The following is a 24,554-nucleotide window of genomic DNA, read 5'->3' on the forward strand; positions in this document are numbered from 1 at the left end:
TAATAGGAAAAAGCGTCCCCCTATGACACAAAAGCCTCCGGCGGGAGGCGCATTCCGCAGGGAGGAAACTGGCCGCTGCCGCAGCCGCGCTCCGGCGCGCGTGTGCGCTGCTGCGCACACTTTTTGTGTTTTCCGGGCGCGGAAGGGCTGTTGGAAAAAGAAAAAGGGGACGGCGTCGCGGCCGTTTCCGGGCGGGGGCCGCTATCTGTTGGAAATTTGATAAAATTTTCTGATTTTTGTGATGGGTCACAGTGAAATCCGGTACACAAATGGAGTAGAATAAAGTATAATCAGAATAAAGCATAAATGCGGGAAGGGGGTAAGAGGATGATCAGGATTCTGACGCTCATGGAAAACCGGATGGGAGAGCACAAAGGGCTGACAGCGGAGCACGGCCTGTCCTTTCTGATTGAGGGGGACGGGAAACGGATCCTTTTTGACTGCGGCAGCGGGGAGAACACCCTGAAAAATGCCGTGAAGCTGAACGTGGATCCGGCATCCGTGGACATTCTGGCCTTCAGCCACAGCCATTACGACCACGCCGCCGGCTTTCTCAGCCTGGCGGAGCAGGGCCTGCGGGCGGAAACGTACATAGGGGAAGGATTTTTCCAGGAAAAGTACGCAGACTGCGGACAGGGAAAATACACCTACCTGGGCTGCGGCTTTTCCGAGGCGTATTTAAGGGACCATGTCTCCTCCCTCACAGTAAACCAGGGAACGGTGCGTCTGACGGACCACTGTGTGCTGGAGACGTCATTTCCCCGCGTCCATGCCTTTGAGCAGGTTCCGTCCCGTTTCGTGAAATGGGATGGGAAGGAGATGGCGCAGGACCTTTTTGAGGATGAACAGTGCCTGGTGCTGGATTTGGGAGAGGAGATCGCCGTGGTGGTGGGCTGCAGCCATCCGGGGATCCTAAATATGCTGTCTGAGGTGCGCCGCCGCTGGCAAAAGCCCATCTGCGCCGTGCTGGGCGGCACCCATCTGGTGGAGGCGGACGAGGAACGGACCAGGCAGACCATCCGGGAAATGAAGGCCATGGGGATCCGGAACCTGGGCTTAAACCACTGCTCCGGCGCCCAGGCGGAGGAATGGATCGACCAGGACGAGACGGTGATCCACACCCACCTGTCGGTGGGGGCCTGTATGTTTATGGAGTAAGGCGCGGATACGAGGGAGAAGGAAGGAGACGGCATGGCGTTTGCGGGATATGCCCAGGACTTTGTGGAGGCCACTTCCAAGCTGGTGAAGGGAAGAACCATCAATATCATGGACCGGAGAGGCTGCATCGTCGCCTCCACGGAGAAGGAGCGGATCGGCACCTTCCATGCGGGAGCCTACGAGGTGCTCCAGACGGGGGAGCCGGTGCTGATCTCCGAGGAAAATGTGGAACGCTACCCGGGAGCCAAAAAGGGATACAACCTGCCCATCTGGAACGGGGACCGGATGGAAGGGGTGATCGGCATTTTCGGAAATCCGGAGGAGGTGGAGGACATCGCGAACCTCCTTCGGGTCTACGTCACCCAGTATTTTAAGACCCGCACCAGCGCCAGGCGGGAGCGCCTGGAGACGGAGGTACGCCAGCAGATTCTCCTCCGCCTTCTCTCCGGAGAGGAGGCAGAGGAGGGGATGGACTGGGAAATGTTGGGGGTGCGGCTCCGTTACCCGGCCCGGGTGATGGCGGTGCGCTCCGGCCAGTACCGGCGGGAGACCAGCTCCTATCCCAGAATTGAAAAGCTGATGTTAGAAAATGCCTTGCTGCGGCCGGAGCGGGATCTTTACGGAATGGTGGGGAACTGCTATATCGCCCTGGTATCCGGCCTTACTCAGGAGCGGCTGCCAGCCTATCTGGAAAGCCTGCGGCTGTTTCTGGAGACCAGGGGATTTAAGGAAGTGCGGATCGCCCTGGGAGAGGAATGCGCCGGAAAGGAACAGGTGCCCATTTCTTATAAGGAAGCAACGGCTCTCTTAAAAGACCGGGATGCAGGAATGGTGTCCTCCATCAGCGACCCCGGCTGCCGGATGCGGTACTACAAGGCCGTGCTGGCCGGCGGGGAGGCGGAGGCGTTTTTAAACCGGCTCCAGCAGCGGGCCCTGGCCGACATGGACCGGGAAAGCCTGTTTCAGTGCCTGGACACGGCAAAGGCCTACTACGGCTGGGACCGAAGCGTCCAGAAGGCGGCGCAGCAGCTCCACATCCACAAGAACACGCTGCTGTACCGCATGGGACGGCTGTATAAATGTCTGGGGCTGGAGGAGGAAGGGGATTACACAAAAGAGTTTTTTATCCGGCTGCTGATTGTGCGGCTGGAGAGATAGAAAAAGGAGGTAGAGAGTATGTCAGGAGCTTTTATGTTTGCGGTGATTATCCTATCGGTGGTGGCTATGGTGCTTGCCATCTCCAAGTGGAACCAGCACCCGTTTCTGGTGCTGACCATCATTGCGGTCGTGGTGGGCCTGCTGTGCGGAATGGACACAGAGACGGTGATCACCACGGTGAAAAACGGATTCGGTAATATTTTAGCCAGCATCGGCATTGTGATCCTGTGCGGCACCATTATCGGAACGGTGTTAGAGAAAACGGGCGCGGCCCTCACCATGGCCAACAGCATTCTGAAGGTGGTGGGAAAGAAAAACAGCGTGCTCACCATGGGCCTCACCGGCTATGTGACCGGCATTCCCGTGTTCTGTGATTCCGGTTTCGTTATTTTAAGCCCCATTTCCAGGGCCCTCGCCAGCCAGTCCAACATTTCTCTGGCAGTGATGGCCACAGCCCTGTCCGGCGGCCTGTACGCCACCCACTGTCTCGTTCCGCCCACTCCCGGCCCCATCGCCATGGCCGGAACCCTGGAGGCGGATCTGGGACTGACCATTTTGATCGGCCTGATTATTTCCATCCCGGCTACGGCGGTAGCCATCCTGTACGCGAAAAAGGTGTCTGCCACCGTACAGATCGACGCCAACCCGGAGTACACCGTGGAGGAGCTGCAGGCCAAATACGGAAAGCTTCCGGGAGTGCTCCACAGCTTTTCCCCCATCCTGCTGCCCATTATCCTCATCGCCTTTAAGTCCGTGGGAGACTTCCCCAGCAATCCTCTGGGCACCGGGATGTTAAAGACGGTGGTATCCTTTATCGGAAACCCGGTGATCGCCCTGTTGATCGGCGTATACCTTTCCTTCACCCTGATCCCGAAGGAGGAGAAGAAAAACACCTTAAAATGGGTGGGAGAGGGCGTCACCAACTCCGCCGGCATTCTTGCCATCACCGGAGCGGGCGGTTCCTTCGGAGCCATTCTTCAGGCTCTGCCCATCGCGGATCAGCTCACCGGTATGCTGGGCAATGTGGGCCCGGTGGCAGGCATTTTAGTGGCCTTTGCCATCGCCTCCTGCTTAAAGCTGGCCATGGGCGCGTCCACCGTTGCCATGATCACCACCTCCGCCATGGTGGCTCCCATGATGGCCGGCCTGGGGCTGACCTCGGACATCGCCAAGGTGCTGATGATTATGGCCATCGGCGCAGGCTCCATGACAGCCTCCCACGCCAACGACTCCTATTTCTGGGTAGTATCCCAGTTCTCCGACATGAACACCTCCCAGGCCTATAAGTGCCAGACCGGCATGACGGCTGTGATGGGAATTACCACGATTATTGTGGTGACAGCGCTGGCGTTTTTCTTCGCGTAAGCGGTATGTGAAAGGGGCGGTCCCAGGCGGGCCGCCCTATGTTTCTGTGCGGACGCGCTGTCATAAAAAAGGTCACAAGGGTGACAAAAAATATAATCTGGAAAAAATAGTTGACAACCAGGGCGGCATATGCTATCATAACAAAAGTTGTGAGAACGACTGACAGGAAAGCAGGTATCCGCCTCACCCTGGCACGAGCAAGTGACCTGGGTTCATATCGCAAGCACCCCGCGGGAAAGCTGATAAAAGGCTTTGCAGGGAAATGGGAATGGCTCTGAAAGGAGAATGTTTGCGGCACAGACGACGGCGGATGGGATGTTTTTTCCCATCTGTTTTTTTGTCCAATTCACTTTGGAGGTGCACGGCTATTAGCGATTTAATGATTAACGAGCAGATTCGCGACAAAGAGGTCCGTCTGATCGGAGAGAATGGGGAGCAGCTGGGGATCATGTCCGCGAAGGAGGCCTACAAGATGGCTCAGGACGCGGAGCTGGATCTGGTAAAGATCGCCCCGACGGCAAAGCCGCCTGTATGCAAGATCATCGACTACGGAAAGTATTGCTACGAGCAGGCGAGAAAAGAAAAGGAAGCCAAGAAGAAACAGAAGGTCATCGAGGTGAAGGAGGTTCGCTTATCTCCCAACATCGACACCAATGATCTGAACACCAAGACCAGCGCGGCCAGAAAGTTCCTGGAGAAGGGCAACAAAGTAAAGGTCACCCTGCGTTTCAGAGGCCGTGAGATGGCGCATATGTCAAAGTCCAAGTACATTCTGGACGATTTCGCGGAGAGCTTATCCGACATCGCTGTCATCGACAAGCCGTCCAAGGTGGAGGGACGGACTATGGTCATGTTTTTAACTGCAAAGCGTTAAAAAATAGACAACTATCAAGGAGGAAAATACAATGCCGAAATTAAAAACAAGCAGAGCTGCTGCAAAGCGTTTCAAAGTAACGGGAACAGGAAAGTTAGTAAGAAATAAGGCTTACAAATCTCACATCTTAACTAAGAAGTCCACAAAGAGAAAGAGAAATCTTAGAAAAGATATTATTACCGACGCTACCAACGCAAAGGTAATGAAGAAGATTTTACCGTATCTGTAAGGATTTTTGAAATTAAGAAGGAGGAAATTGACCGATGGCAAGAGTAAAAGGCGGTTTAAACGCAAAGAAGAAACACAATAGAATCTTGAAGATGGCGAAGGGCTACAGAGGCGCCCGTTCCAAACAGTACCGGATCGCAAAGCAGTCCGTAATGAGAGCTCTGACCAGCTCCTATGCTGGACGTAAGGAGAGAAAGAGACAGTTCAGACAGCTGTGGATCGCCCGTATCAACGCGGCTGCCCGCATCAACGGCTTATCCTACAGCAAGTTCATGTACGGCTTAAAGCAGGCCGGCGTGGAGATGAACAGAAAGATCCTTTCTGACATGGCCATCAACGACGCAGAGGGCTTTGCAAAATTAGCTGAGCTGGCAAAATCCAAGCTGGCTTAAGGAAACCCGGCCCATAGTGCGACGGAAACGAACATCAGAAATAAAGACTGCTGCAGACAGAAGAACCCGCGAAGGGGGCTCTGGCTGCGGCAGTTTTTTGTATTTAACAGGAAACTGCGCTCCCTGCAGCACAAAAAGCCCCCAGCGGGAAACGCACTCTCCGCAAAGGAAACCGGCCGCTGGCGCAGCCGCGCTCCGGCGGGCCGCCCCTCCCAACCGCTCCAGGGCGAAAAAGATTGACAGTATTTGGGAACAGGAGTATAATTTTGAGAAATCAGCCTGTTTTTAGCGGAAAGACATTTGGACGTCACGGAGAGAAGTCCAGGATGAAAAAACGGGCAAATACATAGTTGTGAGGGAAAAGTATGGTTCGATATTTTGCGAAACGGATCGGCATCATGATCATCGCCCTGTTCATGATCGCGCTGGTGACCTTTGTCATCATGCACTCCATTCCAGGCGGCCCCTTTACCAGCGACCGAAAGACGTCGCCGGAGGTGGAGGCGGCCTTAAATGCCAAGTTCAATCTGGACGCTCCCCTTCCGGAGCAGTTTTTCGACTATGTGGGCGGGCTGCTCCACGGAGATTTCGGCCCCTCCTACAAATACCCCGGAAAAACGGTAAACGACTTCATCTACAACGGATTCCCCGTCTCCGCCAAGTTAGGCGGAATCACCATCCTGTTTGTGCTGCTGGCGGCCATCCCCATGGGTGTGGTAGCGGCGGTGAAAAACGGAAAATGGGTGGACATGGCGGTGATGGCCCTGGCCACCATCGGGGTGACGATCCCGTCGTTTATCATCGCCTCCCTGCTCATTTACCTGTTTTCCTACCGGTTAAACTGGCTGCCCACCTACGGCATTGACACCTGGAAGGGCTACATCCTGCCGGTGGTGGCCTTGGGCGGCTATTCCATCAGCTACATGGCCAGACTCATGCGCTCCAGCCTGCTGGAGGTCATGGGGCAGGACTACATCCGCACCGCCAGGGCCAAGGGCCTCTCGGAGGTAAAGGTGGTATTCCGCCACGCCATGAGAAATGCCCTGATCCCGGTGATCACCGTGCTGGGCCCCACCATCGCCAACCTGATGACGGGAAGTTTCGTGATTGAGAAAATCTTCGCCATCCCCGGACTGGGCGGCTACCTGGTAAACAGTGTGACCCAGAGAGACTACACCACCATCATGGGCGTGACCATTTTTTACGCCACCTTTCTCATGGTGATGATCTTTGTGGTGGACATTTTCTACTGCCTGATTGATCCCAGGATCAAATACGAATAGGATGAGGTTAGAAGACATGGATAATAAATGGGAAATGCTCCCGTCCTCCAGCGAGGACCGGGAAAAGATATGGACAAAGAACAGGACCTTTGCCGGGGACGTGTGGTTCCGGTTCCGCCGGAAACCTACGGCCATCGCCGGTTTCGTCCTGATCGTTCTGCTCCTTCTGTTTGCCCTGGCTGGGCCGCTGTTTACGGACTACAGCTATTCCGTGCAGAATCTGGAGGTGGTGAATATCCCTCCGGTGATGAAGGTGTTTGACGCCCCGGACGGAAACGGCTCCCTCTACATCACCCAGGGCTTAAAAGTGCTCTACGTCAACCCGGACGGCACTCTGGGAGACCAGTTAAAGAAGGTGCGGGAGGATTCGGAGATGAGCATGACCATCTACGACTACAACGGCGCGGAGGTGGGCCTCTACTACGGCCAGAAACCCTACGTGATCGCCGATCCCGCCACCAAGGTGATCTATCCCAGCTCCACCGTCCGCAACGCCTCCTACCTGCTGGGCACGGACTCCCTGGGGAGAGACATTCTCACCAGGCTCATGTACGGCATCCGGGTATCCCTGCTGGTGGCCTTCATCGCCGCGGCGGTGAATATGGTCATCGGCGTGCTCTACGGCGGGATCTCCGGCTATCTGGGGGGAAACGTGGACACGGTACTCATGCGTGTAGTGGATATTATCAATACCATTCCCCTGACGCTGTACGTGATCCTGATTGTGGTGCTGCTTGGCTCCGGCCTTCAGAGCATCATCGTGGCCCTGGGAAGCGTGTACTGGGTGGATATGGCCAGAGTGGTGAGAGGCCAGGTGTTAAGCTTAAAACAGCAGGAATTCGTGCTGGCGGCCAAGACCATCGGCTCCTCCACCAAAACCATCCTCTTTCAGCACCTGATCCCCAACGCCATGGGCTCCATCCTGGTGACGGTGACCATGCTGATCCCGTCGGCCATCTTTATGGAGGCGTTTTTAAGTTTCCTGGGCATCGGGCTTCAGCCGCCTTTAGCCAGCCTTGGCACCATGTGCAACGACGCCACGGCCAACCTGCGGACCTGTCCGTACCAGATGTTCATACCGGCCCTGGGAATCTGCCTGATCATGTTCGCCTTCAATTTTGTAGGCGACGGCCTGCGGGATGCCCTGGACCCGAAACTGAAGAAATAGGAGTGGGAAAATGGAACCAATCTTGACCATAGAGAATCTGAAAACATCATTTATGACCAGCAACGGCGAGGTGCAGGCCGTCCGCGGAGTGAGCTTTACCGTGGGAAAGGGGGAGATCGTCGGGCTGGTGGGAGAGTCGGGAAGCGGAAAGAGCGTCACCTCCATGTCCATTTTACGGCTGCTGGCGGACACCGCCAGGATCAAGGAGGGAAAAATCCTCTTTGAGGGGGAAGATCTGGCGAAATGCTCCAAGGCCCAGATGAGAAAAATCCGGGGCGGAAAGATTTCCATGATCTTCCAGGATCCCATGTCCTCCTTAAACCCCCTGATTCCCGTAGGAAAACAGGTGGCGGAGATGATCCGGGAGCACCATCCGGAAAAGAGCGGGGAGGAGATCCGCAAAGAGGTGCTGGAGCTGTTTGCCAGGGTCCGCATCCCGGAGCCGGAAAAACGGTATAAATCCTTCCCTCACGAGTTTTCCGGCGGAATGCGCCAGCGGGTGATGATCGCCATGGCCCTGGCCAACCGGCCGGAGCTTTTGATCGCCGACGAGCCCACCACGGCCCTGGACGTGACCATTCAGGACCAGATTTTAAAGCAGCTGCGGGAGCTGGAGAAACAGTTTGGCACCAGCATCATTTTCATCACCCACGATCTGGGGGTGGTGGCAGAGCTCTGTGACCGGGTGATCGTGCTGTATGGCGGCCTGGTGATGGAGGAGGCTCCCATCGACGATATTTTTGAGAATCCGAAACATCCCTACACCCTGGGGCTATTGGCCTCCATCCCGTCGGTGGACCAGGACAAGAGCCGCAGGCTGCAGCCCATTCCCGGTTCGCCGCCGGATATGACGAAACCGCCGGAGGGCTGTCCCTTCGCCCCCCGCTGCAAATACGCCAGAGTGATCTGCGGGCGGGAGCTGCCGGAAATGACGGAGATCTCCCAGGGGCACCGTTCCCGGTGCTGGCTGCTGGATCCGGAGGCGCCGGCGGAGAACAACCCGTTCGCGGAGACGGGAGAGAGGGGGGAGAGCCATGAGTGAGACGGCCATGCTGGAGGTGAAAAACCTCACCAAGCATTTCAAGGCGGGCCGCGGACAGGTGGTCCACGCCGTGGACAATGTGAGCTTTGTGCTGAAAAAGGGAAAGACCCTGGGGCTGGTGGGAGAGTCCGGCTGCGGCAAATCCAGCTGCGCCAGGACGGTGATCCGCATCTATGAGCCCACGGAAGGAACCATCCTTCTGGACGGCCAGGACATTTCCCATATGAAACAGAGGGAGTTAAAGCCTCTGCGGCGGAAAATGCAGATGATTTTCCAGGATCCCTACGCCTCCTTAAACGCCAGGATGACGGTGCGGGACATTATCGCCGAGCCCCTTCTGGCCCACGGGGTGGTGAAGAAGAAGGACCAGGCCAACGAGCTGGTTTACCCCATGCTGGAGCGGGTGGGGCTCACCAAGGAGCACGCCAACCGCTACGCTCACGAGTTTTCCGGGGGCCAGCGCCAGCGGGTGGGGATCGCCAGAGCCCTGATTTTACAGCCGGAGCTGGTGATCTGCGACGAGCCCATTTCCGCCCTGGACGTGTCCATCCAGGCCCAGGTGATCAACCTGCTGCGGGATTTCCAGGAGGAAAAAGGAGTTTCCTACCTGTTTATCGCCCATGACCTGTCCATGGTGCGCTACGTGTCCGACGACGTGGGAGTGATGTACTTAGGACAGCTGGTGGAGGTGTGCGAGTCGGGAGAGATCTATAAAAATCCCCTCCATCCCTACACGAAGGGCCTTCTCGGCAGCATTCCCATCGCCAACCCCAGGCTGGCGCGGGAGAAGGAAAAGAGCAGCATCGAGGGAGACATTCCCAGCCCCATCGCGCCTCCGTCCGGGTGCCGGTTCCACACCCGCTGTCCCTTCGCGAGACCGGAGTGCGGGGAACGGGCGCCGGTGTTAAAGGACGTGGGAGGCGGCCATATGGTGGCCTGCCATTTATACGGATAAGGCGCGTCGGGATCCCCATATTATGATTTCCTGGATATGGACAGGAGATCTGGGTGAAAAGGTTGAACCGGCCCCTTCACCGGGGCCGTGGCAATAAAAAGAAAAAAGGAGGAGTTTAATTATGAAAAAGAAACTCACCACCGTGCTGGCCCTCGGTCTGGCCTGCACGGCTATGCTGGCCGGCTGCGGCGGAGGAACCACGGAAACCCAGCCTCAGACCATCGCGGAGCCCACATCCGCGGCAGAGACAGAGACCGCCGCGGAGACGGCAGAGCCCACGGGAGCTCAGGAGCTGACCTTCGTGCTCAACAATGAGCCGGACAGCTTAGATCCGTCCTACACCAGCAATTCCTTCGCCTCCCCGTTTATCACCAACCTGTTTGAGGGCCTGGTGACCTACGACGAGAACGGCGAGCTGGCTCCTGGAAACGCGGAGTCCTGGGAGGCCAACGAGGATATGACGGTCTACACCTTCCACCTTCGGGAGGGCTTAAAGTGGAGCGACGGCAGCCCGCTGACGGCGCAGGATTACGTGTATTCTGCCCTTCACGTGATGACGCCTGCCACCACGGCGCAGTACGTGAACATGATGACCGACTACATTGTAAACGGCCAGGAGTACTATGACGGCACCGCGGCCGTCGAGGATGTAGGCGTAAAGGCCCTGGACGACAATACCATCCAGTACACCTTAAAGCAGCCCACCCCCTTCTTCGCGGATGTGGCCAGTATGTGGGTGTATGCCCCGGTACAGGAGGCCACAGTAGAGGCCAACGGCGACAAGTGGTCCACCGCGGCCGACACCTACGTTTCCAACGGCCCGTTCAAGGTATCTGAGATCAACATGGGTGAGAGCGTAGTGCTCACGAAAAATGAAAATTACTGGAACGCGGAGAATGTGACTCTGGAGAAACTGACCTTCCGCTACATTCTGGATCTCTCCACTGCCCTGACCGCCTATGAAAACGGCGAGGTAGACGGCGTGAGAAACATCCCCGCCGGAGACATTGCCCGCTTAAAGGCAGAGGGCGCCGGCACCCACACCGCCAATATCTACGGCACGGTGTACTACAACTTCAACTGCCAGGCTGAGCCCTACAACAATCCTCTGGTGCGCAAGGCCTTAAACCTGGCCATTGACAGAGAGTCCCTGATCAACAACGTGGCTCAGGTAGACGCCCAGCCTGCCTACAGCATCCTGGCTCCCGGCTACGTGATGGATGGCAAGGACATCCTGGAGGGACGCTCCGACTTTGAGCTGTCTCCCAACGCGGACGTGGAGGCGGCCCAGGCAGCCCTGGCTGAGGCCGGCTATCCCGGCGGCGAGGGATTCCCCACGGTACAGCTGTCCTTCTATTCTGATGACACGGTGAAGAAGGTGGCGGAAGCCATCAAGGAGATGTGGGAGACCAACCTGGGCATCAGCGTGGAGGTGACCTCCGCGGAGTGGGCCGTATTCTACAGCGCCGTTCAGAGCGGAGACTACGAGGTAGCCGCCATGGGCTGGAGCGCCGACTATATCAACCCCATGAGTTTCCTGCCTCTGCTGTCCACGGACAACGTGCTCAACACCACCTCTTACAGCAACGCAGAGTACGACGCCCTGGTAGAGCAGGTGAAGGTGGAGAGCGATCCGGCCAAGTTTGCGGAGCTGGTGAATCAGGCGGACGCCGTAGCCTCCTCCGAGTATCCGGTGATGCCGCTGTACTACAAGGCGGACACCTACCTGTTAAAGGACTACGTAACCGGCGTTTACATGGATTCCTCTGCCCACCTGTTCTTCAAGAACGCCAAGGTGTCCAAGTAAGATGATGAAATGTGTGATTGAGACAAAGGGATTCGGGAACATGGTCTTTGACCTGTTCCCGGAGCTGGCTCCGATAACGGTGGAAAATTTCGTAAAGACGGCGGAGAGCGGCTTTTACGACGGTCTGGCCTGGTGCCGGATCGTGAAGGATTACGTGATCCAGGGCGGTTCCCCGGACAATGACATCATGACGGACAGCGACTGGCATATCAAAGGGGAGTTTGCGGAAAACGGGATTGCCAACCCCATTCCCCACTGCCGCGGAGCCATTTCCATGGCCAGAGATCCCGGTTTTGATACCGCTGGCACTCAGTTTTTCGTGGTGCACAAGGACGCTCACAAGCTGGACGGCCGGTATGCGGCCTTCGGACAGATGACGGAAGGGTTTGACGTGCTGGACCGGATCGCGGAGGTCCCCACCAGCGGGAAAGAGACCTGGAACCGGCCTTTGGAGATGCCGGTGATCGAGCGCATCTGCATTGTGAGAGACGGAGATGACGGAGTAAAATAAGAAATTCCCAGATTACAGATCAGCCTCCTCCCGGAGGTTCCGGCCTTTGGCCGGGATTGGACGGGGGGGAGGCTGATTTTTTTGTGTCAGTAGGAAACGAAACTGCGTCCCCTATGACACAAAAGTTTCCGGCGGATGCGCACACTTGTTTATGACATAGGAAACGGTTCAGGGCCGGAAGGAGATATTGAGGCTCTGGATGTAAGCGGATTCCCGGAGAACAGAATTTAAGGCCGCGTTGGGGTACTGGGCCAGGAGTTCCTGGACGATGGCCAGGCCGTGGCCGCGGCCGGTCCCTTTGCTGGTGGTTCCGGGGCGGATGCCCGTCCGTTTCCGCTCCTCTGTCACCGGGTTTTTCAGGATGTAGGAGCAGCCTTCACTGCTGCCGGCCACCTTGAGGGAGAGGACGCCGCCGGGGATGAGGGCCGTTTCCTCCATGGCGTTGTCCAGAAGGATGCCTAAGATCCTGGTCAGGTCGATGATGTCCATGCCAGTCTGAAATTCCTCCGGGAGAAGGGACACTTCCAGCTGAACGGAGACGCCCTGCTGGGCAGACTGGGCCGTTTTCAGATAAAGGAAGGCCCGCAAAGATTCTGAGGGGATCTTCCACAGGCGGGACTGGAGCTCGCTCTGGCGGATGGCCGTCTCCGAGTAGGGGTAGATGGTTTCCCAGAAAAACTGTTTCATTTCCGGATCATCGCTTCGATCCACAAAATTTCCCATGGTAAAAAAGATATTTTTGATGTCGTGGCGCAGTCCCTCCATGGCAGAGACGGATGCCTGCAGGTTTTGGTAGTAGGAAACCATGTTTTCCCGCTCCCACCGGTGGAAGGTGTCGCTGTCCCGGTAGAGGGCGACGCGCAGCAAAAGGGTGATAAAGAGCGCCTGGGCCGCGAGGAAAAACAGGCAAAGGGCGGGAATCAGCAGGGCCACAAGGGCGTTCTGCATCCGCATCGCCGTAAAGGGCAGATAGATCAGAGTGAAGCTGATCAGGATAAACAGGGAGAAGAAGAAAAAATAGTGCTCGATCTTCCCGTATTTTCTGCCCAGGGAATTCCAGGACTCCAGCCGGGTCTGGAAATGGCTCCGGACGGCGAAGGCGGCGGCGATCAGGCAGGCTGATACGGCGGTCACAGCGGTCACGGTGCCCCGAGCGTTGGTTCCAAGGAGGGCCCCCAAGCGGGGCTGGAGAAGCGGAACAGCCAGCTCGTACAGGTACATGGAGAGGGAGAGGAACACAAAGAGGAAGTAGCAGAGAAAATGACTGCCCCGCAGGGTTCCCATCTCCATCCGGAGGGTCAGGTAGAGGACGAAAAACAGGATCCAGAAGATCCACAGGTGGCCCACCACGGAGCTGGTGCTGTTGAACAGCCGGGCGGGGATGCACAGGGCCGCGAAAAAGAAGGCCTGATCCAGGGGCCGCAGGGGTACCAGATTGAGGATTTTTAACTCCCCTGTCAGCAGGGCGGCCAGGCAGAAGGAGAAAAACCATTCGGAGCGAATGCTGGAAATCCACACGAAAGCTGCCTGCAGGAGAGCGAGTGCCAGGGCCGCCGCCCACTCCGCCGTGCCCCGAAGACGCCGTTTCAGCAGGAAGGCGGCAAGGGCAAACGGGGAAACGTGGAGGACATACCAGATCAGCTCCCCGGCGGCCTGGAAAGCCAGTTCCCCCACACTTACAAGGTAGGGTCCGTCTCCGAAAATGTTGATCACAGCCGTCCTCCTTTCTCATTGGAAAAGCAGAGGGCGGCGATTTCCTTCCGTTTGCTGAGGGCGCAGGCCACCGTTTCCCCGTTTGACAGCCGGACCAGGCCCTTGGTCACGGAGACGGCGTGGCGCCGGTTGATCAGGACAGAGCGGTGGCAGCGGATGAAATCTTCGCCCAAAAGCTCTTTGGCGTGCTCAATGGTATCCCGGACGGTGATGGCGGAGCCGTCGAAGGTGTGGTAGCAGATGGTGTGGGCCACGGATTTTACGGAGTCCACGTAGGCGATGTCCGGGATGGAGAGCTCTACGGTCTCGTCGATCCCAAGGGGCAGGGTGAGCCGGGGAACCGTTTCGGAGGGAGATGCTTCAGGAGCCGCCATTTGCAGGTATTTTACGTATTCCGCCACCATGCGGCCCGTATCCGGCGTCTTTTCCACAAAACCGAAGGCCCGGATGCCGCTTTTTAGAATGTCCATGCCCTTGTCGCCGTGGCTGGTGACAAAGACGATCTTTGCGTCGGCGTCTCTCTGGTAGATACATTTTACCAGGTCGATGCCGTTGAGGGCGGCCTGGCCGAAGTCGTAGTCCAGGAAGTAGAGGAAGGGGCCGCCGGCATTCTGAAGGTAGTTTAACAGTTCGCCGCCGGAGGAGGCGATGCAGCAGATCTGGGCCTCCACCTGGCAGATCTGGATGGCCTGGTTTATCAGACCGGCCGCCAGACGCAGGGTGAACTGGTCGTCGTCGCAGAGAATGAGTTTTAACAAGGAATTTCCTTCTTTCTATATAAAAATGCTTTCTGTATTTTATCAAATTATGGGCTGGAAGGAAAGGCTTTGTCCGGAACGGCCGTTTTTTGTCCGGAATGAAGGGGGAGGGGAAGAATTGGAGACGGCGGGAGAGGTCACGGGACAAAAGACGCAAAAAGAAAGAAAAATGTGGTAGGCTCTCGTGTGAATGATTGTAAAAGGAGGAATTCACATGAAGATACAGGGAACGAAACGGGTGCTTGGTGTGGCGCTGGCGGCGGTGCTGCTTGCTGGCTGCGGCAGTTTTCCGTCCGGGGAACCGGGAGGAGACGGGACGTCCACGGTTTTTGAAGGTGAAAACGGGAGCGGGGAGAATGCTGCGGTTTCCGGAGACGGGAGCCTGGATGGAGAGCGGGGCCGCGGAGAACGGGGCGGCAGAGGAGAGGACGGCGTGGCTGTGACGGAGATGAGGGAACGGGGCCTGGTGTTTTCCATAGATCAGCGCCTGCAGGCGCTGGGAGCGCAGATAGAGCCTTATAACTATAATTTGCAGGGCTATCCCACGGCGTCCATCTATTACTATTACCGTCCCGTCACCGATCCGCTGATGGATGAGGCGGTCCGGGTGCAAAGGGAAAGCCCGGAGCTTGCGACGGCGGAATACTTTGAGGATTTGTATGAGACCATCTGGGCCCATTCCCGGTGCCTTTTGCAGATGACCCTGATTCCGGAGGAGGAGTATGGGCGGCTGCTCCAGGAAGGCGCATCCTTAGACGAGCTTTCCGGGTGGGATCACACAGAGGAATTCGGCAGAAATGACGGCTATGTGTACCTGGCCTCTGTCCCGGAATTTGACACCTCAGAGCTGGGCGAGGAAGAAATTTCCCAGTATATGGAGTGCCGCGCCGCCATGGAGGAGGTGAAGGCAGGCCTGACCTTTCTCCCGGTGGAGCTGGAGAAAAACGATACGGAGCTGGGGACGGGCGTTCCCGCCTTTGTCACCAGGGATCTGGAGGGAAATGTGGTGACGGAGGAGATTTTTAAAGGAAAAGATCTGACGGTGGTAAACGTGTGGGGGACGTTTTGTGTGCCCTGTGTGGAGGAAATGCCGGAGCTTGGGCGTTGGGCGGAAGAACTGCCGGACCGTGTCCAGCTGCTGGGGCTGGTCTGTGACATTGAGGGGGAGGCGGACGAGACCCATCGGGAGCTGGCCAGGGAAATCACCAAACGGGCCGGGGCGGACTTTATCCAGCTGGAAGGAAATGAGGACTGGAAGGAATTTCTAGATGGAATCGTAGGCGTTCCCACTACCTTTTTCGTGGACGGGGAAGGAAACCTGGTGGGAGAACCGGTGGTAGGGGCAGACGTGGACGGCTACAGAGCGTTTGTGGAGGAGTATCTGAATGAAATGGAATAGAACGATAAAAACGGGGATTTCCTGGGGGCTTTTGGGAATGTCGCTCTCATTTTTGGCCTGGGGCATGGCCCGCGGGGAGGCGGAAATCGTGCTCCAGAAGGCGGTGCGCATCTGTCTGGAATGTATCGGTTTAGGATAGGAGGCGGGAAAATGAAACAAATTCGTCCGTTGAAAACGTGGAAACGAAAGCTGGTGCAGCTGGCGGCCTTCGGATTCACCAATTCCCATGTGGGAAACATTCCCGGCGGCAAGCTGTACACAGGCCCCTGGAAACAGTTCTGCAGTCCGGGGCTGCACTGCTATTCCTGCCCGGCGGCCTCCTTTGCCTGCCCCATCGGCGCCCTTCAGGCGGTTTCCGGCTCTATGAATTACGATTTCAGCTTTTACGTCACCGGCTTTCTGCTGGCGGTGGGCGTCCTTCTGGGGCGTTTCGCCTGCGGGTGGCTCTGTCCTTTCGGGCTGGTTCAGGAGCTGCTATACCGGCTGCCCTTCCGGAAACGGAAATTGCTCAAGGGGCTGCGGTGGGGAAAATACCTGGTGTTGGCAGTTTTTGTGCTGATTTTGCCGGTGGCGGCGACGAACTATATGGGGATGGGGAAACCGGCCTTCTGTCAGTTTATCTGCCCCTCCGGCACCTTGTTTGGGGGGATTCCTCTTTTGAGCACCCATCCGGAGCTGCGAAATACCGTAGGAGGCCTTTTTGGCCTGAAACTGGCAGTGCTGGGGGCCGTGTGTTTCGGCAGCGGGATGGTGTTCCGGTTTTTCTGCCGGGTGCTGTGCCCGCTGGGAGCCATTTACGGCCTTCTCAACCGGGTGAGTTTCTACCATCTGGAGGTGGATCGGAGCCGGTGCGTAAACTGTGGGAAATGCAGAGACCGGTGCCCGATGGAGGGGGATCCGGTGAAGGATCCAGGCTCGCCGGAGTGCATCCGGTGTGGGGCCTGCAAGGAAACGTGTCTGAAAAACGCCATCCGCCTGGGATTTGGAACGAAAAAAGAGAAAAAAGGAGAATGATATGATTGAAATGAGAGGAAATAGAACGGGGAAGACGTCCTGTGGGAAACCGGGACGGCTGCTGGCGCTGGACGCAGTTCGGGGACTGGCGGTGGTGGGAATGTATGTGCAGCATTTTGCCCTCAATGAGAGAAACAGCTTTGTGTCGGGAAACACCATGATTTTATTTATGCTCTGCTCCGGCATTTCTTACAGCCTTATGGGAAGGCGGATGGAGGCGGGGGAGACGCCGGGGGCGTTTCGCGCCAGGGTTCTAGCCCGTGCGGTGTTTATCGACCTGGTGGGATACGGGCTGATTCTGTTAAACGGGCCGTTTGCCGTGGTGCTCCCGGCCTACGCCATGATGTTTTTGCTGGCGCTTTTGCTGATGGGCTGTTCCGCGGGGAGGCTGATGGCAGTGGCGGCGGTTCTCTTTGCGGCGGCGCCGCCGCTGATGATGGTGGGGCTGAGCCTGTTTGAGGGGGCGGCGATCCTGGGGGATCTGGCCGGTGGGCCACTGTCGGCCCTGGCCTGGATGCCGGTGTTTGTCACGGGGATGGCATTAGGCCGGATGAATCTAAGGTCGCCGAAGGTGGCGGCCGGCATGGCAGCGCTGGGGGCGGCTGTGCTGGTTCCGGTGAAGCTCTTTGCGGTGTGGGCACTGACGGGGCTGCGGGCGGCGGTGGAGAGCTGGATGGTGCAGACTCCTTACCGGGAGCCGGACCTTTTCGCCGTCTGGCCCCGCAATACGGCGCCGGTGCAGTGGCATCTGCTTTTTATTGATATGCCCCAGGGCGGCTCTATGTTTGAGCTGCTCATCGGAACGGGCGGGGCTCTGATGGTGCTGGGGGCGTTTTTGCTGGCGGAAAACAGGCTGCCGTCCCTATACCGGCCCCTGGCCTGCGTGGGGAAAAACGCCCTGACCCTCTACGCGTTCCAGTTCCTGCTGGCCTGGGCGCTGGCCCTGGCAGGAATAGAGGTGACGGCCCTAGAATTGGGGGCTTACTGGCTGGGGGATGTGCTGGTGGCAGGAATGGTGGTGGCGGCAGGCTGCTGGATGGCGAGATGGCCGGTGATGGGGCTGGAGAGAGGGTTGAAGTGGTTTGAGGGGAAGTTTCGGTAGGAGGAGCGGGGCAGGAGAGGCGGTGTTTCCGCCTCCGATTTCCTTCCGTTTGCTTTGCCGGTTTCTTCCGGTTCCTGTGTCAGCGGTGGAGTTCTTCGATGACGATTTTTATGGGAGAACAGGAGCCGCTGTTGCACAGGCTTTCCGAAACGCTGCAGGCGGCAACCCCCAGGGAGAGATCCATTTTCGCCTTCAACACAATCCGGTCGCCTGCTTTGGAGAGGGGCTTTTCCACGGAGATCCGGCCGTCCTCATGGAGTTTTGTGTACATGAACAGGTTGATCGGGGTGATGAGGGGGCGGCGCTCCCCCAGGGCCGTATTGATGTTGTCCAGGCAGTTGGGGTGGCCGGTTCCGTTGTGGTAAAAGAACGCATACATTTCCGGACGGCAGCAGGGGTGAAGCAGGTCGTGCTCGCCCACGTCGTCGGAGACCACCTCCATCATGGGCCGGTACAGATTGGTATAAATGGTGTCGCCGGTGCGCAGTTTCAGGGACTCGTTGCAGTCGATGGTCACTCTTGGGGAAAGAAATTCCCCCGGATTTCCCTTTGCCTCGGCAAAAAAGTCCACCACCTGGCCGCCTTCCAGGTCAATGACGGTGATGGTGTCATTCTGTTTCACATCTATTTTCATTCCGGAGCAGGCCGGGATGGTGTATTCTTTGATCATTTGGTTCCTCCTGGTATAGGGATAACTGCCGGGTTCGATGCTTATTCCACAGTTACGCGGAACCGGCAGCATTCGCCGCCGCCCAAAACCGTTTCCATGGTGGTCACCGTGATGGTTTTTCCCGGCAGCAGCTGTTCCAGAATATACAGCACGCTTTGTCTGGAGCATTCACAGTGGTTCGGGGATTTGGCGGTCCCGGCGGCGGCTTCGGGACAGACGCATTTTGGGTAGCCGATTTCGTAGAGATGCCCCGGTTCCAGGACTTTGCCGAAAAAACCTTCCGTATTTCCGTACCGTTTGTACTGCTCGTCCAGGCTGTTCCCGCATTCCTGAAACTGCTGCCTCTGAACCGGCAGGACGGTGTGCTGGACACAGGCTGCCGCTTTGTCTCTGTAATTCATAGGTTCGCCTCCTTTCGATGAAATGGTGGCTGTTGGGAATGACAATTTTATTCTACTACAGTTTTTAAGGGATGGGAATCTTCCTTTTTACTCTAGGGATAATTGGGGAGTGGTGTGGCCGGGCGGAATGAAGGATGACAAACAGGGCGGAAGGCTTTATAATGTAGGCAGAAATACGCGCGGAGGTGAGACCATGAAAAGAAGGATTTCCATTTTGACAGCGGCAGTGGCTGCATCGCTGCTGTTTGCCGCGCCGGCCTTGGGGGCGGAAGGGGGCGGAGCCGGAAACGGGAGCGATTTTGCCGCGGCTGCCGGGACAATGGGTTCTGCCGCGTCTGGATTTGCCGTTTTGCGGTCCGCGTCCGGTTCCGGGCTGCCATCCGTTTCCGATCCGTTTTCCCTTCCACCCCAGATCACGGCGGGGGAGAAGGACGTGGCGGGTCTGGCACTCTGGGAGGCGGCCCAGGAGAGACAGAGAGGCCGTTCCTTTGCGGAGGCAGAGATGGAGGGAGCGTGGTCCGTGGAAATTTCCGGGCTGAGCCTGCGGGTGCCCTTTTCCGGTGCGGCCCGGTTTGAGGGACTGGGGACGGACGGTCTGAGGGGGCAGCTGACGGTGGAGAGCGGTTTTGGCGGCGGACAGCGGGAGTACCGGTTTCAGGATGGGGCAGTTCTGGTAAAAGACGGGGATGTGGAGACGGCAACATCCATTTCTCCGGAGGAATGGCGCCATTTTTCGGAAAATCTCATGAACTATACCACCTACGATCTGAGTTTTGTGGAAACTCTGTGGGTGAGCGGCCGGGAGGCGGAGCGGGAGGATCGCAGCACCGTGCTCTCCTATGAGTTAAATGGACAGGGGGCGGCCGGCCGGATTGAGCCGGTGGCAAAGCAGGCCCTGTCAGAGGCCGGGATCACCGTGGCGGAGGAGACGGGCTGGCTGAAACTGGATCAGGTGCGTGGCGAGCTCACCATCAGCTCGGCTGGCTATATGGCGGTGGACCGCCTGTGGGCAAAGGGAGCCATCCGCACCGGAAATCAGGAGGTGCCGGTGGGCTTTGAAATTTCCATCGTGTACGGGGAGCCGTGACGGGAAACGGGAAAGACAGAAGTGAAAGATCAGGGGATACACAGGCCAGGGATTTCCGGTCTGTGTGTTTTATTGCAGTAGGAAACGGTGTTTGCTGCGGCGCAAGGCACAAAAGCCTCCGGCGGGAGGCGCGATCCCTGCGGAGGGAAATGGCGGCTGACGCGGCCGCGTTCCGGCGCAGGTATGGGCTGCTGCGCTCATTTTTTTGCCTATTTCCGGCAGTGTCGAAACAGGGAGTCTGAACGGTTGCCAGAATGTTCGTGAAATTTTGGGAAAATATTGTATTTTGTGAGGCGATTGGATAAAATAGAGGAGAGGAAACGAACGAGCGGTTCCGGTTTGCGGCCAGCTGTTTTTCGGCTCCCGTTCCTCCCGTTTCCCTATCTGTGTCAGGACATCAAATGAGAGGAAAGAGAGGGCTTATGGAGAGACGAGAGCTTGGGGAGATTTTGGATCAGTACCGGAGGGAGGGGGAACCTCTGCCCCAGGAGGAACTGGTGGCAATGCTGCGGGAGATCCAGGACGCTCTTGGCTGCATTCCCCAGGGAGTGCGGGCGGAGGCTGCCAGGGCAGCGGGGGTGAAGGAGACCACGGTGGACGCCATCGTGAAACTGTATCCCAGCTTAAAGGCGGCGGCCTACCGGCACCAGATCACGGTCTGCCAGGGGAGAAACTGCGGGCCGAAGGGCGGAAACTCCGTCTGGAGAGAGGTCTGTGACCTGCTGCAGCCGGACCGGGATGGCATTTCCGCCGACGGGCAGTTTCTGGTGCGGACGGTAGCCTGCATGAAACGGTGCAGGACGGCCCCCAATGTGGAGATTGACGGGGTGGTTTACCCGGCAGTCCAGGCGGGGGAGGCAAAACGAAGGATTGAGGAATTGATGGAGAAGGAGGTTTGAGAAACATGAAACAGAATGGGAAAAGACGTCTGCTGCCGTTGCTCCTGACGGCGGCGGTGACCACGATGTCGGCGGCATCCTGGATGACGGTGTACGGGGCGGAGAATCCGGATCAGGAGATTGTAATTCTCTACACCAACGACGTGCACTGCGGCGTGGACGACAACATCGGCTACGCGGGCCTGGCCCTATACGAGAAACAGATGCTGGCGGAAACGCCTTACGTGGCCCTGGTAGACGCCGGGGACGCGACCCAAGGTTCTCCCATCGGCACGCTGTCGGAAGGGGAGGACATTGTGGCCATCATGAACCAGGTGGGCTACGACTTTGCCGTTCCTGGAAATCACGAATTTGACTACGGCATGGAACAGTTTCTGCGGCTGGCGGATCAGCTGGAATGCGGATACTATTCCTGCAACTTTACGGACCTTCGCACCGGGGAGACGGTGTTTTCTCCCTATAAAATGATGGATTTCGGGGAGACCCAGGTGGCCCTGGTGGGCGCCAGCACCCCGGAGAGCTTTACCAAATCCACCCCCAAGTATTTCCAGGACGGGGCGGGAAACTACATATACGGATTCTGTGAGGACGCCAGCGGACAGGCCATGTACACCAGGGTGCAGAGCACGGTGGACGAGGCCAGACAGGCGGGTGCCGACTACGTGATCCTGGTGGGCCATCTGGGCAACGCGGGGATCACGGAGCGCTGGAGCTCCGCGGCGATTGTGGCCAATACCACCGGCATCGACGCCGTGATCGACGGCCATTCCCACGAGACGGTGCCCTCCGCCACAGTCAGCAATAAGAACGGCGAGGCCATTCCCATTACCCAGACCGGCACCAAGCTGGCCAACATCGGAAAAATGACCATCGGCACCGACGGCTCCATCACCACGGAGCTGGTGTCGGAGGTGAGCGGAGAGGGGATGAACGCCTCCTATACCGTTCAGCCGGGAGACAGCCTTTCCCGGATCGCCAAGCGTGAGCTGGGCTCCTATGACCTGTGGAAGGTGATCTACGAGGCCAACCGCGGCCAGGTGAGCGATCCCAACGTCATCCGTCCCGGCCAGGTGCTGATCATCCCCGGCAGCCAGGGGACAGAGGGAGAAAAGGCGGAAGATCCGGCGACGGCCCAGTTCATCGCCCAGATCCAGGCCCGGTTTGAGGAGACGTTAAACACGGTGCTGGCCACCACCAGCGTGGATTTGACGGTCAATGACCCGGAGACGGGGCTGCGCCGGGTGCGGAGCGGGGAGACGAACCTGGGCGATCTGACGGCGGACGCCTACCGCTACGTGCTGGGAGCCGACATCGGATTCAGCAACGGCGGCGGCATCCGGGACAACATTGCCGCCGGAAATATCACCTACAACGACACCCTGCGGGTATTCCCCTACGGCAACATGGGCTGCGTGGTGGAGGCCACCGGCCAGCAGATCAAGGATGCCCTGGAGATGGGCGTGAAGAACTATCCGGAGGAGAGCGGCGGGTTCCAGCACGTGTCCGGCCTGACCTTTACGGTGGATTCCTCCATCCCCAGCAGCGTGCAGCTGGATGACAAGCGGAATTTCGTAGCCGTGACCGGCCCGTACCGGGTGACGGACATCCTGGTAAACGGCGAGCCCCTGGACGTGAACAAGACCTACACCGTGGCCTCCCACAACTATATGCTGAAAAACGGCGGCGACGGCATGAATATGTTCATGGGCTGCAACATTCTCCAGGACGAGGTGATGGCGGATGTGGACATCCTGTCCACCTACGTGCGGGACAACCTGGGCGGAACCGTGGGAGCGGAGTACGCCAACCCCGCTGGCCAGGGACGCATTACCATCAAATAATATGTATATCATCCCATGGGATGGGAGAAAAGCGGCAGGGAGAGGCGAATGCCTCTCCCTGAATCTGTGTTCTCTAAACGAAGTTTTTACGACACAAAAAAAGCTGCCGGAACTCCGACAGCTCTTTTCTCGTGCAGAAGAAGAGACTTGAACTCTCACGGTATTGCTACCACACGGACCTGAACCGTGCGCGTCTGCCAATTCCGCCACTTCTGCGAACCGTTCTCGTGAGAACCTGTCTCACAAGCACGTTTGTCATTATAAGGGATAAAAATCCATTTGTCAACCATTTTTTTGAAAAATTTTGAAAAGATTTGCCAAAAAATTTGGCAGACTTTTGGAAAAAAGGATTGCATTTAAAAATTGCCCGTGATATAATACCATACGTTAAGCGGGAGTGCTGGAATTGGCAGACAGGCAAGACTAAGGATCTTGTGGGTGTATGCTCGTGTGGGTTCAAGTCCCATCTCCCGCATAGTACGAAGGCGTATCCCCGTTGAGAGGATGCGCCTTTTGTCTTTGTCACGGAAACAGGTATCCGCAGCCGCGGGACTATGATTTCCCTGTGACAGCCCCCTTTGGGGCGATGCCGCGGGTGGAGACAGACCATCCGGCGGACAGAAAAACAAAGGATACGGCAGACAGAGCCGGGAAAAGGAGAGAACAGTTATGACGATCAGAGTTGGAATTTTAGGCTATGGAAATCTGGGCCGTGGAGTGGAGTGCGCGTTAAAGCAGAATCCGGACATGGAGCTGGCCGCAGTGTTTACCAGGAGAAACCCGGATTCCGTGAAGATCCTTACGGAGGGTGTAAAGGTATACCACGCGGACGAGGCGGAGAAGATGGCGGATCAGATTGATGTGATGATCCTCTGCGGCGGAAGCGCCACCGACCTGCCGGTGCAGACTCCGAAGTTCGCGAAATTATTCAACGTGGTAGACAGCTTTGACACCCACGCAAAGATCCCGGAGCACTTCGCGGCAGTGGACGCGGCGGCAAAAGAGGGCGGCCACGTGGGCATGATCTCCGTGGGCTGGGATCCCGGTATGTTTTCTTTAAACCGCCTCTACGCCGAGTGCGTGCTGCCGGTGGGGAGCAACTACACCTTCTGGGGCAAAGGCGTGAGCCAGGGCCATTCTGACGCCATCCGCCGAGTGGAGGGAGTAAAGGACGCCAGACAGTACACCATTCCCGTGGACGCCGCCCTGGACGCGGTGAGGAGCGGCAGCAATCCGGAGCTGACCACCAGAGAGAAACACACCAGAGAGTGCTTTGTAGTGGCGGAGGAAGGGGCCGACTTAGCCCGCATTGAGCAGGAGATCAAGACCATGCCCAACTACTTTGCCGACTACGACACCACCGTGCACTTCATCAGCGAGGAGGAGCTTTTGAGAGACCACGCGGGAATCCCCCACGGCGGTTTCGTGATCCGCAGCGGAAAGACCGGCTGGAACCAGGAGAACACCCACGTGATCGAGTACAGCTTAAAGCTGGATTCCAACCCGGAGTTTACCTCCAGCATTCTGGTGGCCTACGCCCGGGCGGCATACCGCATGGCAAAAGAGGGCCAGAGCGGCTGCAAGACCGTATTTGACGTGGCTCCCGCTTACCTGACGGCTAAGAGCGGCGAGGAGTTAAGGAAAGAAATGCTGTAAAGAGGGCTTGCCAGAAACAGGGAAAACGTCTACAATAGAGAAGGCAGAAGAATGCCCCGGAAACGGCGGCAGA

The 24,554-nt window shown here is 57.5% G+C and carries 24 protein-coding genes and 2 tRNA genes; 21 read left to right on the plus strand and 5 right to left on the minus strand.

The window, feature by feature from the left end; translation table 11 throughout:
• Positions 1–327 precede the first annotated feature (327 nt).
• The 12 genes from B5E84_RS09380 (at position 328) to B5E84_RS09435 (ending at position 11,941) form a co-directional block, all read left to right on the plus strand.
• Complete coding sequence (locus B5E84_RS09380) at positions 328–1,158, plus strand: MBL fold metallo-hydrolase (RefSeq protein ID WP_162612835.1); 831 nt, start codon at positions 328–330, stop codon at positions 1,156–1,158.
• 33 nt (positions 1,159–1,191) lie between these two features.
• Entirely contained in the window at positions 1,192–2,316 is a 1,125-nt protein-coding gene (locus tag B5E84_RS09385; RefSeq protein WP_087222028.1) for a CdaR family transcriptional regulator, read from the plus strand.
• Positions 2,317–2,334: 18 nt separating this feature from the next.
• Positions 2,335–3,681, plus strand: coding sequence for a GntP family permease (locus B5E84_RS09390; RefSeq protein WP_087222030.1), 1,347 nt, complete (start codon positions 2,335–2,337; stop codon positions 3,679–3,681).
• 379 nt (positions 3,682–4,060) lie between these two features.
• Positions 4,061–4,555, plus strand: coding sequence for a translation initiation factor IF-3 (infC, locus tag B5E84_RS09395; protein WP_087222032.1), 495 nt, complete (start codon positions 4,061–4,063; stop codon positions 4,553–4,555).
• A 31-nt stretch (positions 4,556–4,586) separates the two neighbouring features.
• On the plus strand, positions 4,587–4,784 hold the full coding sequence (gene rpmI, locus B5E84_RS09400; RefSeq protein WP_087222034.1) for a 50S ribosomal protein L35: 198 nt from the start codon (positions 4,587–4,589) through the stop codon (positions 4,782–4,784).
• A gap of 34 nt (positions 4,785–4,818) precedes the next feature.
• The gene (gene rplT / locus B5E84_RS09405) at positions 4,819–5,175 is read left to right on the plus strand and encodes a 50S ribosomal protein L20 (RefSeq protein WP_087222036.1); all 357 of its coding nucleotides are present in this window, start codon (positions 4,819–4,821) and stop codon (positions 5,173–5,175) included.
• A 365-nt stretch (positions 5,176–5,540) separates the two neighbouring features.
• Positions 5,541–6,458: an ABC transporter permease gene (locus B5E84_RS09410; protein WP_087222038.1), complete on the plus strand. Its 918-nt coding sequence runs from the start codon at positions 5,541–5,543 to the stop codon at positions 6,456–6,458.
• A 16-nt stretch (positions 6,459–6,474) separates the two neighbouring features.
• The gene (locus B5E84_RS09415; protein WP_087222040.1) at positions 6,475–7,626 is read left to right on the plus strand and encodes an ABC transporter permease; all 1,152 of its coding nucleotides are present in this window, start codon (positions 6,475–6,477) and stop codon (positions 7,624–7,626) included.
• 10 nt (positions 7,627–7,636) lie between these two features.
• The gene (locus tag B5E84_RS09420; protein WP_087222042.1) at positions 7,637–8,668 is read left to right on the plus strand and encodes an ABC transporter ATP-binding protein; all 1,032 of its coding nucleotides are present in this window, start codon (positions 7,637–7,639) and stop codon (positions 8,666–8,668) included.
• On the plus strand, positions 8,661–9,623 hold the full coding sequence (locus tag B5E84_RS09425; protein ID WP_087222044.1) for an ABC transporter ATP-binding protein: 963 nt from the start codon (positions 8,661–8,663) through the stop codon (positions 9,621–9,623). Before B5E84_RS09420 ends, B5E84_RS09425 begins: the two co-directional genes overlap by 8 nt.
• 121 nt (positions 9,624–9,744) lie before the next feature.
• The gene (locus B5E84_RS09430) at positions 9,745–11,430 is read left to right on the plus strand and encodes a peptide ABC transporter substrate-binding protein (protein WP_087222046.1); all 1,686 of its coding nucleotides are present in this window, start codon (positions 9,745–9,747) and stop codon (positions 11,428–11,430) included.
• Between the two features lies 1 nt (position 11,431).
• Positions 11,432–11,941, plus strand: a complete 510-nt coding sequence (locus B5E84_RS09435; RefSeq protein ID WP_087222048.1) for a peptidylprolyl isomerase — start codon at positions 11,432–11,434, stop codon at positions 11,939–11,941.
• Between the two features lie 168 nt (positions 11,942–12,109).
• On the opposite strand, the gene B5E84_RS09440 is transcribed toward B5E84_RS09435, so the two are convergent.
• Together B5E84_RS09440 and B5E84_RS09445 are read right to left on the minus strand one after the other, a co-directional pair.
• A complete protein-coding gene (locus B5E84_RS09440) occupies positions 12,110–13,654 on the minus strand; it encodes a GHKL domain-containing protein (RefSeq protein WP_087222049.1) in 1,545 nt (514 codons plus the stop codon).
• Positions 13,651–14,412 carry a LytR/AlgR family response regulator transcription factor gene (locus B5E84_RS09445; protein ID WP_087222050.1) on the minus strand — a complete coding sequence of 254 codons (762 nt, stop codon included), beginning with the start codon at positions 14,410–14,412 and terminating at the stop codon, positions 13,651–13,653. The genes B5E84_RS09440 and B5E84_RS09445 overlap by 4 nt, the downstream gene beginning before the upstream one ends.
• A gap of 214 nt (positions 14,413–14,626) precedes the next feature.
• On the opposite strand from B5E84_RS09445, the gene B5E84_RS09455 reads away from it, so the two are divergent.
• Genes B5E84_RS09455 through B5E84_RS21220 form a run of 4 tightly spaced genes read left to right on the plus strand, consistent with a single transcriptional unit; the run spans position 14,627 to position 17,927 of the window.
• Positions 14,627–15,811, plus strand: a complete 1,185-nt coding sequence (locus tag B5E84_RS09455; protein WP_162612836.1) for a TlpA family protein disulfide reductase — start codon at positions 14,627–14,629, stop codon at positions 15,809–15,811.
• Entirely contained in the window at positions 15,798–15,950 is a 153-nt protein-coding gene (locus B5E84_RS20605; protein ID WP_162612833.1) for a CD1871A family CXXC motif-containing protein, read from the plus strand. Before B5E84_RS09455 ends, B5E84_RS20605 begins: the two co-directional genes overlap by 14 nt.
• Before the next feature lie 11 nt (positions 15,951–15,961).
• Positions 15,962–16,825 (plus strand): 4Fe-4S binding protein, encoded by an 864-nt coding sequence (locus tag B5E84_RS09465; protein ID WP_087222056.1) that lies wholly within the window; start codon positions 15,962–15,964, stop codon positions 16,823–16,825.
• A gap of 1 nt (position 16,826) precedes the next feature.
• Complete coding sequence (locus tag B5E84_RS21220; RefSeq protein ID WP_087222058.1) at positions 16,827–17,927, plus strand: hypothetical protein; 1,101 nt, start codon at positions 16,827–16,829, stop codon at positions 17,925–17,927.
• A 79-nt stretch (positions 17,928–18,006) separates the two neighbouring features.
• Here the strand turns inward: B5E84_RS21220 and B5E84_RS09475 are convergent, their stop codons facing one another.
• Together B5E84_RS09475 and B5E84_RS09480 are read right to left on the minus strand one after the other, a co-directional pair.
• A complete protein-coding gene (locus B5E84_RS09475; RefSeq protein ID WP_087222060.1) occupies positions 18,007–18,597 on the minus strand; it encodes a DUF1989 domain-containing protein in 591 nt (196 codons plus the stop codon).
• A 41-nt stretch (positions 18,598–18,638) separates the two neighbouring features.
• Positions 18,639–18,998: a hypothetical protein gene (locus B5E84_RS09480; protein WP_087222062.1), complete on the minus strand. Its 360-nt coding sequence runs from the start codon at positions 18,996–18,998 to the stop codon at positions 18,639–18,641.
• 193 nt (positions 18,999–19,191) lie between these two features.
• Between B5E84_RS09480 and B5E84_RS09485 the strand changes: the two genes are divergently transcribed.
• From B5E84_RS09485 to B5E84_RS09495, 3 genes are all read left to right on the plus strand, one after another.
• Entirely contained in the window at positions 19,192–20,085 is an 894-nt protein-coding gene (locus B5E84_RS09485) for a hypothetical protein (RefSeq protein WP_143469201.1), read from the plus strand.
• 422 nt (positions 20,086–20,507) lie between these two features.
• Positions 20,508–20,984 (plus strand): NADH-quinone oxidoreductase subunit NuoE family protein, encoded by a 477-nt coding sequence (locus B5E84_RS09490; protein ID WP_162612837.1) that lies wholly within the window; start codon positions 20,508–20,510, stop codon positions 20,982–20,984.
• Between the two features lie 5 nt (positions 20,985–20,989).
• Entirely contained in the window at positions 20,990–22,825 is a 1,836-nt protein-coding gene (locus B5E84_RS09495) for a 5'-nucleotidase C-terminal domain-containing protein (protein WP_087222068.1), read from the plus strand.
• A 132-nt stretch (positions 22,826–22,957) separates the two neighbouring features.
• On the opposite strand, the gene B5E84_RS09500 is transcribed toward B5E84_RS09495, so the two are convergent.
• A tRNA-Leu gene (locus B5E84_RS09500) sits at positions 22,958–23,041 on the minus strand.
• Positions 23,042–23,216: 175 nt separating this feature from the next.
• Between B5E84_RS09500 and B5E84_RS09505 the strand changes: the two genes are divergently transcribed.
• Positions 23,217–23,300, plus strand: a tRNA-Leu gene (locus B5E84_RS09505).
• Positions 23,301–23,494: 194 nt separating this feature from the next.
• A complete protein-coding gene (locus B5E84_RS09510; RefSeq protein WP_087222070.1) occupies positions 23,495–24,481 on the plus strand; it encodes a diaminopimelate dehydrogenase in 987 nt (328 codons plus the stop codon).
• Positions 24,482–24,554 lie beyond the last annotated feature (73 nt).

The organism is Lachnoclostridium sp. An14 (genome assembly GCF_002160755.1).
Classification (GTDB): domain Bacteria; phylum Bacillota; class Clostridia; order Lachnospirales; family Lachnospiraceae; genus Lachnoclostridium_A.

What these genes read in the sequence shown, in the direction of transcription:
- B5E84_RS09380 (WP_162612835.1), top strand. Translation starts at nt 328, where the DNA reads ATGATCAGGATTCTGACGCTCATGGAAAACCGGATGGGAGAGCACAAA.
- B5E84_RS09385 (WP_087222028.1), top strand. Translation starts at nt 1,192, where the DNA reads ATGGCGTTTGCGGGATATGCCCAGGACTTTGTGGAGGCCACTTCCAAG.
- B5E84_RS09390 (WP_087222030.1), top strand. Translation starts at nt 2,335, where the DNA reads ATGTCAGGAGCTTTTATGTTTGCGGTGATTATCCTATCGGTGGTGGCT.
- infC (WP_087222032.1), top strand. Translation starts at nt 4,061, where the DNA reads ATGATTAACGAGCAGATTCGCGACAAAGAGGTCCGTCTGATCGGAGAG.
- rpmI (WP_087222034.1), top strand. Translation starts at nt 4,587, where the DNA reads ATGCCGAAATTAAAAACAAGCAGAGCTGCTGCAAAGCGTTTCAAAGTA.
- rplT (WP_087222036.1), top strand. Translation starts at nt 4,819, where the DNA reads ATGGCAAGAGTAAAAGGCGGTTTAAACGCAAAGAAGAAACACAATAGA.
- B5E84_RS09410 (WP_087222038.1), top strand. Translation starts at nt 5,541, where the DNA reads ATGGTTCGATATTTTGCGAAACGGATCGGCATCATGATCATCGCCCTG.
- B5E84_RS09415 (WP_087222040.1), top strand. Translation starts at nt 6,475, where the DNA reads ATGGATAATAAATGGGAAATGCTCCCGTCCTCCAGCGAGGACCGGGAA.
- B5E84_RS09420 (WP_087222042.1), top strand. Translation starts at nt 7,637, where the DNA reads ATGGAACCAATCTTGACCATAGAGAATCTGAAAACATCATTTATGACC.
- B5E84_RS09425 (WP_087222044.1), top strand. Translation starts at nt 8,661, where the DNA reads ATGAGTGAGACGGCCATGCTGGAGGTGAAAAACCTCACCAAGCATTTC.
- B5E84_RS09430 (WP_087222046.1), top strand. Translation starts at nt 9,745, where the DNA reads ATGAAAAAGAAACTCACCACCGTGCTGGCCCTCGGTCTGGCCTGCACG.
- B5E84_RS09435 (WP_087222048.1), top strand. Translation starts at nt 11,432, where the DNA reads ATGATGAAATGTGTGATTGAGACAAAGGGATTCGGGAACATGGTCTTT.
- B5E84_RS09455 (WP_162612836.1), top strand. Translation starts at nt 14,627, where the DNA reads ATGAAGATACAGGGAACGAAACGGGTGCTTGGTGTGGCGCTGGCGGCG.
- B5E84_RS20605 (WP_162612833.1), top strand. Translation starts at nt 15,798, where the DNA reads ATGAAATGGAATAGAACGATAAAAACGGGGATTTCCTGGGGGCTTTTG.
- B5E84_RS09465 (WP_087222056.1), top strand. Translation starts at nt 15,962, where the DNA reads ATGAAACAAATTCGTCCGTTGAAAACGTGGAAACGAAAGCTGGTGCAG.
- B5E84_RS21220 (WP_087222058.1), top strand. Translation starts at nt 16,827, where the DNA reads ATGATTGAAATGAGAGGAAATAGAACGGGGAAGACGTCCTGTGGGAAA.
- B5E84_RS09475 (WP_087222060.1), bottom strand. Translation starts at nt 18,597, where the DNA reads ATGATCAAAGAATACACCATCCCGGCCTGCTCCGGAATGAAAATAGAT.
- B5E84_RS09480 (WP_087222062.1), bottom strand. Translation starts at nt 18,998, where the DNA reads ATGAATTACAGAGACAAAGCGGCAGCCTGTGTCCAGCACACCGTCCTG.
- B5E84_RS09485 (WP_143469201.1), top strand. Translation starts at nt 19,192, where the DNA reads ATGAAAAGAAGGATTTCCATTTTGACAGCGGCAGTGGCTGCATCGCTG.
- B5E84_RS09490 (WP_162612837.1), top strand. Translation starts at nt 20,508, where the DNA reads ATGGAGAGACGAGAGCTTGGGGAGATTTTGGATCAGTACCGGAGGGAG.
- B5E84_RS09495 (WP_087222068.1), top strand. Translation starts at nt 20,990, where the DNA reads ATGAAACAGAATGGGAAAAGACGTCTGCTGCCGTTGCTCCTGACGGCG.
- B5E84_RS09510 (WP_087222070.1), top strand. Translation starts at nt 23,495, where the DNA reads ATGACGATCAGAGTTGGAATTTTAGGCTATGGAAATCTGGGCCGTGGA.